5 protein-coding genes and 1 pseudogene are annotated in these 6,665 nt (G+C 47.0%); all 6 read left to right on the top strand.

What is annotated here, in order from left to right; all coding sequences use genetic code 11:
• Window positions 1–25 precede the first annotated feature (25 nt).
• Entirely contained in the window at window positions 26–901 is an 876-nt protein-coding gene (folD, locus tag A1D16_RS19960) for a bifunctional methylenetetrahydrofolate dehydrogenase/methenyltetrahydrofolate cyclohydrolase FolD (protein ID WP_290712829.1), read from the top strand.
• 4 nt (window positions 902–905) lie between these two features.
• Window positions 906–1,523: a 7-carboxy-7-deazaguanine synthase QueE gene (locus tag A1D16_RS19955; protein ID WP_290712826.1), complete on the top strand. Its 618-nt coding sequence runs from the start codon at window positions 906–908 to the stop codon at window positions 1,521–1,523.
• A 30-nt stretch (window positions 1,524–1,553) separates the two neighbouring features.
• Entirely contained in the window at window positions 1,554–3,491 is a 1,938-nt protein-coding gene (locus tag A1D16_RS19950; RefSeq protein WP_290712823.1) for an OmpA family protein, read from the top strand.
• 57 nt (window positions 3,492–3,548) lie between these two features.
• Window positions 3,549–4,655: a DNA-processing protein DprA gene (gene dprA / locus A1D16_RS19945; protein WP_290712820.1), complete on the top strand. Its 1,107-nt coding sequence runs from the start codon at window positions 3,549–3,551 to the stop codon at window positions 4,653–4,655.
• Between the two features lie 56 nt (window positions 4,656–4,711).
• Window positions 4,712–6,214, top strand: coding sequence for an IMP dehydrogenase (gene guaB / locus A1D16_RS19940; RefSeq protein ID WP_290712817.1), 1,503 nt, complete (start codon window positions 4,712–4,714; stop codon window positions 6,212–6,214).
• 29 nt (window positions 6,215–6,243) lie between these two features.
• A pseudogene (locus A1D16_RS19935) lies at window positions 6,244–6,665 on the top strand (apolipoprotein N-acyltransferase); the annotation flags it as partial.

Raw genomic sequence — 6,665 nt, 5'->3', positions numbered from 1 at the left:
CCTGTCTGCCCTGTAACTTTGCGCCATGCAAATTTTAGACGGTCAACTGGTGTCCAAAGCCACCAAGGAAGAATTAAAGCTTAAAGTAGCCCAACTGGTATCCGAAGGAAAAAAAATACCCCACCTGGCCGCGGTTCTGGTAGGTTCCAACGGGGCTAGTGAAACCTATGTGGGGGCAAAAGTTAAAGCCTGTGAAGAAATCGGCTTTAAATCCACCCTTATCCGGATGGAAGAAGAAACCAGCGAAAACAAATTGCTAGCTGTCATAAACGACCTTAACCTGGACCCGGATATTGATGGTATACTGGTACAACTACCCCTTCCCAAACATATTTCGGATGAGAAAGTGATCAATACCATTCTTCCTGCAAAAGATGTAGACGGGTTTCATCCGGCAAATGTTGGAAAAATGGTACAAGGCCTGGATACCTTTATTCCAGCTACCCCCTATGGTATAATGCTGATGCTGGAGCACTACAAGATTGAGACCAAAGGAAAACACGCTGTGGTTATCGGCCGCAGTAATATTGTAGGTCGTCCAATGAGCATCCTGCTCAGCCAATCGGGTCCATACGGAAATTGTACCGTTACTATTACCCATTCTCACACGCCCAACCTGGCTGAAATTTGCAGATCCGCAGACATTATTGTAGCCGCATTAGGCATTCCGGAATTTGTAAAAGCCGATATGGTAAAAGAAGGCGCAATCATTATTGACGTGGGTATAACAAGAGTAGCTGATGCTAGCAAGAAATCAGGGTTTGCCCTAAAAGGGGATGTAGATTTTAAAGCTGTATCTCCGAAATGCAGCTTTATTACCCCGGTACCCGGAGGGGTAGGCCCCATGACCATTGCTGCCCTTATGAAAAACACGTTTAAAGCCTGCAGTTACAAACATTAAGTGAATGGTTGAAATTACCGATATCCCTGCATTACCGGTCATGGAATCCTTTTATACCCTACAGGGAGAAGGCTTCCACCAGGGCCGGGCAGCTTATTTTATCCGCCTCGGCGGTTGCGATGTGGGCTGTGTATGGTGTGATGTAAAGGAGAGTTGGGACGCTTCCAAACACCCGCAGCAAAGCATTCAGACGATTGTAAAAAATGCGCTGGAATACCCTGGAAAATTAGCAGTGATTACAGGCGGTGAGCCTTTATTATATAACCTCGATGCACTGACCCTGCAACTCCGGCAAGCTGGCTTTGAAACCAATATTGAAACCTCTGGATCCAGCCCCCTGAGCGGTTATTGGGATTGGATCTGCCTTTCCCCCAAAAAATTCAAATTCCCCCTGCCGGAAGTAATTGCCGCTGCCAATGAATTGAAAGTGGTGATCTTCAATAAATCAGATTTCCAGTGGGCGGAAAAATATGCGGCCCAGGTTCAGCCCGGTTGCAAATTATACCTGCAGCCAGAATGGGATAAACAAACGGATATGCTGCCCCTGATCATCGACTATATAAAAGCGCATCCGCAATGGGAGCTCAGCATCCAAAGCCATAAATACATAAATGTTCCGTAGCTGCATAAAATGGCCTAATTTTCGTTTGTTATGCATATGCAGCTTCGTATACTTCCCATTATCCTTTTAGCCATTGCCGGCCTATGTATGCCAGCCATAAAAGCAACGGCTCAAACCTATAATCCCGAAAAAGTTAATGGTAAGGCCCTTAAACTTTACCAGAAAGCAATGGAGCAGGCAGAAGAAGGTATGTTTCCTGAAGGAATCAAGACCTTACAGGAAGCCGTTCAGATAGATCCAAAGTTTGCAGACGCCTGGTTGTCTATAGCGGGCATGTACGGCGAACTTAAAAACTACCAACAGGCGGTAACAAACTATGAAAAAGCCCGGTCAATAGATTCCGTTTACTTCAAAGATTATAACCTGCCTTATTCCATTAACCTGGCCGGCTTGGGCAGGTTCCAGGAAGCCCTCAAAGCCATCAACGGCTTCATGACTATTAATGACCTGAATGAATCCAGCCAGCGGGCATCGTCCTACAGGCGGAAAACCTACCTTTTTGCCGTTGAACAGGCGGCGGATTCAGCTATCAGCAATTACAAATTTGCACCGGTAAATATGGGTGATTCCGTTAACAGCCCGGTTTCAGAATATTATCCCGCCCTCACCATCGATAATCAACAACTGGTGTTTACCCGTCGGGTGGGTAACAGGAATGAAGATTTTTTCGAAACCCGCAAAACAGCAGAGGGGTGGAGCCGGGCAAAGGGGTTGACGGGGCAAATCAATTCCAACCTAAATGAAGGCGCCCAGTCTCTTTCACTCGATGGAAAATGGCTGGTTTTTACCGGTTGTAATTTTCCGGAAGGAGCTGGCAGTTGTGATTTATACATATCCTACCTGACACCCGATGGCTGGAGTGAACCGGAAAACCTGGGGAATAAAATAAATACAGAATTCTGGGAATCAGCCCCCAGCCTATCTCCCGACAAACGGGATTTGTATTTCGCCAGTCGGCGTCCGGGAGGTTTTGGCGGTAGTGATATATGGGTAAGTCATCGTATGCCCAATGGCAGGTGGAGCGAACCGGAAAACCTGGGGCCCGAAATCAATACCAGTGGCGATGAAAGCTGCCCATTCATCCATGCCGATAACCAAAGTCTTTATTTTACCTCGAATGGACTTACAGGGTATGGTGGAGATGACCTGTTTGTTGCAAGAAAAGGACCGAAAGGCAGTTTCAGTTTACCAAGAAATCTTGGCTACCCCATTAACACCATAGAAAATGAAGGCAGCCTGGTAATTACTGCCGATGGTGCAACTGCCTACTATGCCAGTGACCGCTCCGATAGTAAGGGCGGGCTCGACCTCTATACCTTTAGCCTGCGCGAAGGCGTTCGACCCACCAAAACACTTTGGATAAAAGGTACGGTACGTGATAGCAAAACCAGGAAAGGGCTGCCCTCTGCAGTTGAACTAACGGATATAAGCACCCGACAAGTCATTAGCCTGGTGGAAACCGATGAAACCGGCAATTATATCATTACCTTACCCACCGGGCGCGATTATGTCTTTAATGTAAACCGGAAAGCTTACCTGTTTTACTCAGAAAATTTTCAGCTAAGTCAACGGGCACCCGATTCTACCTATACCATTGATATTGACCTGCAGCCTATTACAAAAGACGCCAGCATTGTTCTTAAAAATATCTTTTATGAAAGTGGCAGTAAGGAACTCAACCCCTCCTCGGAAGTAGAGCTTCATAAACTGGTTCAGCTCATGAAAGAGAACCCCACCCTTCGAATCCAGATCAATGGTCATACCGATGCAGTGGGAAAAGCAGCAGATAACCTGGCACTCTCCAATGGCAGGGCACAGGCAGTGGTCGATTACCTGGTTAAAAATGGTGTACAGCCGGGCCGCCTAAGTTTCAAAGGTTTCGGTTCTACGCTGCCCATTGCCGATAATTCTACCGAAGAAGGCAGGGCCAAAAACCGCCGGACAGAGGTGAAAGTAACCAGTGAATAACCGTTTTTTCACGCTGTTTCTTATCAATTCTTTCGGCTATTTTGGAATCAAAAAGCAATGGAAGATGAATATGTGTACCAGGTTGCTTTAACAAAAGTTGCTACCATCGGGTATGTACATGCGAAACTACTGCTGAATCATTTCGGGTCTGCATCCGCTATTTTTGCAGCATCTACCCGGCAATTGCAGGAAATAGAAGGTATTGGCGCAAACAGGGCGCGCAATATCCGGCAGTTTGCAGCATTTGCAGATTGTAAAAAAATAGTGGAAAAATCTCACAGCAAAGGAATTCACCTGGTAGCTTATGGAAGCCCGGCTTATCCTAAAGGCCTGATGGATTGTTATGATCCTCCCAGTTTGCTCTATGCTACCGGAACCGGTTCCCTGAACCAGCCTCGATCCGTTGCTATAATCGGAACCCGCAATCATACAGATTATGGCCGGCAGGTAACCGAAAAACTTATAAAAGCGTTGGCGGCGCAACAGATCTGTATTATAAGTGGCATGGCCTATGGAATAGACGGGCTGGCACATCGTACGGCACTGGAATATACCTGCCCTACCATTGGGGTTTTAGCACATGGGCTGGACCATATATACCCCTCCGTTCATACAGGCATGGCGAAGGAAATTATCCGGCAGGGAGGCGCTCTGGTTACAGAATTTCCTATCGGAACAAAGGCAGAAAGACACCATTTTCCCATCCGGAACCGGATTGTGGCCGGTATCAGTAAAGCCGTATTTATTATTGAGACCGGAATCCGCGGCGGAAGTATGCTAACCGCGGGAATGGCCAATAGTTATAATATCCCGGTTTTCGCCATGCCCGGCAGGGTTACGGATACATCCAGTTCCGGGTGCAATCACCTGATCAGTACCAACAAAGCAATTATTTACACCAGCCCGGAGGAATTCCTGCAGGAAATGCAGTGGCAAATGCTGGATCAGCCGCAGAAATCCCGTCCACAACTTCCACTACGGCAAGTACTTGACCAGCCTTCAACCCTGCTGGTACATTTGTTAGCGAAACATGCCGTACTACCGCTTGATCAGTTGTATATATTAAGCGGGCTGGAATCCGGTATGGCGGCCAAAGCGCTGCTCAACCTGGAATTAAACGGCGTTATCAAATTATTACCAGGCCGCCAATACACATTGGCCTGACTGCCTAAAAAAGACAAAAATTTGGGAGGTACCTTGGCAAGGCCCTATCTTTGCACATGGCAACAAGAAAGACTACTCCACGTAAGCTCGATTTATCCCACAAATTTTTTGGTGAAGGCCTGACCTTCGATGATGTATTGCTGGTTCCTGCTTATTCTGCGGTTTTACCACGCGAAGTTTCCATCCGCACAAAACTTACCAAAACCATTTCGCTGCAGATTCCCATGTTATCGGCCGCCATGGATACGGTTACAGAAGCCCAGTTGGCAATTGCATTGGCAAGAGAAGGTGGAATTGGAATGCTGCATAAAAACATGAGTATTGAACGCCAGGCAGAACAGGTACGTAAAGTTAAACGCAGCGAAAGCGGTATGATCCTTGACCCGGTTACGCTTACTGCAGAAGCTACCATCGGCGATGCACTGCGCCTGATGAAAGAAAATAAAATCGGTGGTATTCCCATCATCGATACCAAAAATAAACTGGTTGGAATACTGACCAACCGCGACCTCCGCTTTGAAACTGCCAAAAGCAAAAAAGTAAGCGACGTAATGACCAAAGACCGATTGGTTACTGCACCGGAAGGAACTGATATGAAGAAAGCAGAAAAAATTCTGCAACAACATAAAATCGAAAAGCTTCCGGTTGTAAAAAAAGACGGCACACTTGCCGGCCTGATTACCTATCGGGATATTCTTCAGCTACAGAGTTTTCCCCATGCTAATAAAGACGCGTACGGCAGGCTTGTAGTGGGCGCTGCTGTAGGAATTACCAAAGACATGCTCGACCGGGTTGCAGCACTGCAACATGTGGGGGTAGATGTTATTACAATGGATTCAGCACATGGGCATACCCGGGGTGTTATGGATGCCGTAAAAAATGTTAAGAAAAATTTCAAACAACTGCAGATCATTGCCGGAAATGTAGGCACAGCAGATGGCGCAAGGGCGCTGGCAGAAGCAGGTGCCGATTGTGTAAAAGTAGGCATTGGTCCGGGATCTATCTGTACTACCCGCATCGTTGCAGGTGCCGGCGTACCGCAGTTAACAGCTATTATGGAAGCTTACAGTGCCTTGCAACCAATGGGCATTCCATTGATTGCCGATGGAGGTATCCGCTATACGGGCGATATGGTAAAAGCACTTGCCGCAGGGGCCAATTGTGTAATGATGGGCAGCGTCTTTGCGGGGGTGGAAGAAAGCCCGGGAGAAACCATCATTTATGAGGGTCGCAAATTCAAAGAGTACAGAGGCATGGGCTCCATCGGTGCCATGGCCCAGGGTTCCAGTGACCGGTATTTTCAGGATGTGGAAGATGATATTAAAAAACTGGTACCGGAAGGAATTGAAGGACGGGTGGCGTACAAGGGTTATCTGAAAGAAGTTGTAGCCCAGTTTGTGGGTGGACTGCGGGCAGGAATGGGTTATTGCGGAGCAAAAGACCTTGAAACCCTGCAACAGACAGCAAGGTTCACTAAAATCACCAATGCGGGCATGAAAGAAAGCCATGCGCACGATGTGGACATCACAAAAGAAGCGCCCAATTATAGCAGGAAATAATTTAGAAGGGATGAGCTATTTTCGTACGAATGAAGAAGTTTCATCCCTTTTTTTTAGCGCTTTGCACCGGCTTATTGCTTTCGGCTGCCTGGCCACCTATGCCTACCACTTTCCTGATCTTTATTGCATTAATACCTCTTTTTCAACTCCTTGAACAGGGGGCTTCAAGAGCTCGTTTTCTTTCCTGGTGTTTCCTGTCCATGTTAACCTGGAATTGTTTAACGACCTGGTGGATCTGGAACTCTACAGATGTAGGAACAATTGGTGCCATACTTACCAATACAGCCCTTATGTGCCTGCCCTGGCTGGCCCTTTATAATGTTCAAAAAAGACTGGGAAGCCGCTATAGTTACTGGGCCTTTGCTGCTTGTTGGATGAGTTTCGAATATATTCACCTTAACTGGGAGCTAAGCTGGCCCTGGCTTACGTTGGGTAATGTTTTCGCAAACAC

It is taken from the genome of Flavihumibacter sp. CACIAM 22H1 (assembly GCF_001601815.1).
GTDB lineage: Bacteria > Bacteroidota > Bacteroidia > Chitinophagales > Chitinophagaceae > Flavihumibacter.
The sequence above is the reverse complement of the archived record's forward strand: the minus strand, read 5'-3'. Positions and strand labels throughout refer to the sequence as shown.

Bases quoted from the DNA above. Each gene is read 5' to 3' on its own strand.
- folD (WP_290712829.1), top strand. From the start codon at position 26: ATGCAAATTTTAGACGGTCAACTGGTGTCCAAAGCCACCAAGGAAGAA.
- A1D16_RS19955 (WP_290712826.1), top strand. From the start codon at position 906: ATGGTTGAAATTACCGATATCCCTGCATTACCGGTCATGGAATCCTTT.
- A1D16_RS19950 (WP_290712823.1), top strand. From the start codon at position 1,554: ATGCATATGCAGCTTCGTATACTTCCCATTATCCTTTTAGCCATTGCC.
- dprA (WP_290712820.1), top strand. From the start codon at position 3,549: ATGGAAGATGAATATGTGTACCAGGTTGCTTTAACAAAAGTTGCTACC.
- guaB (WP_290712817.1), top strand. From the start codon at position 4,712: ATGGCAACAAGAAAGACTACTCCACGTAAGCTCGATTTATCCCACAAA.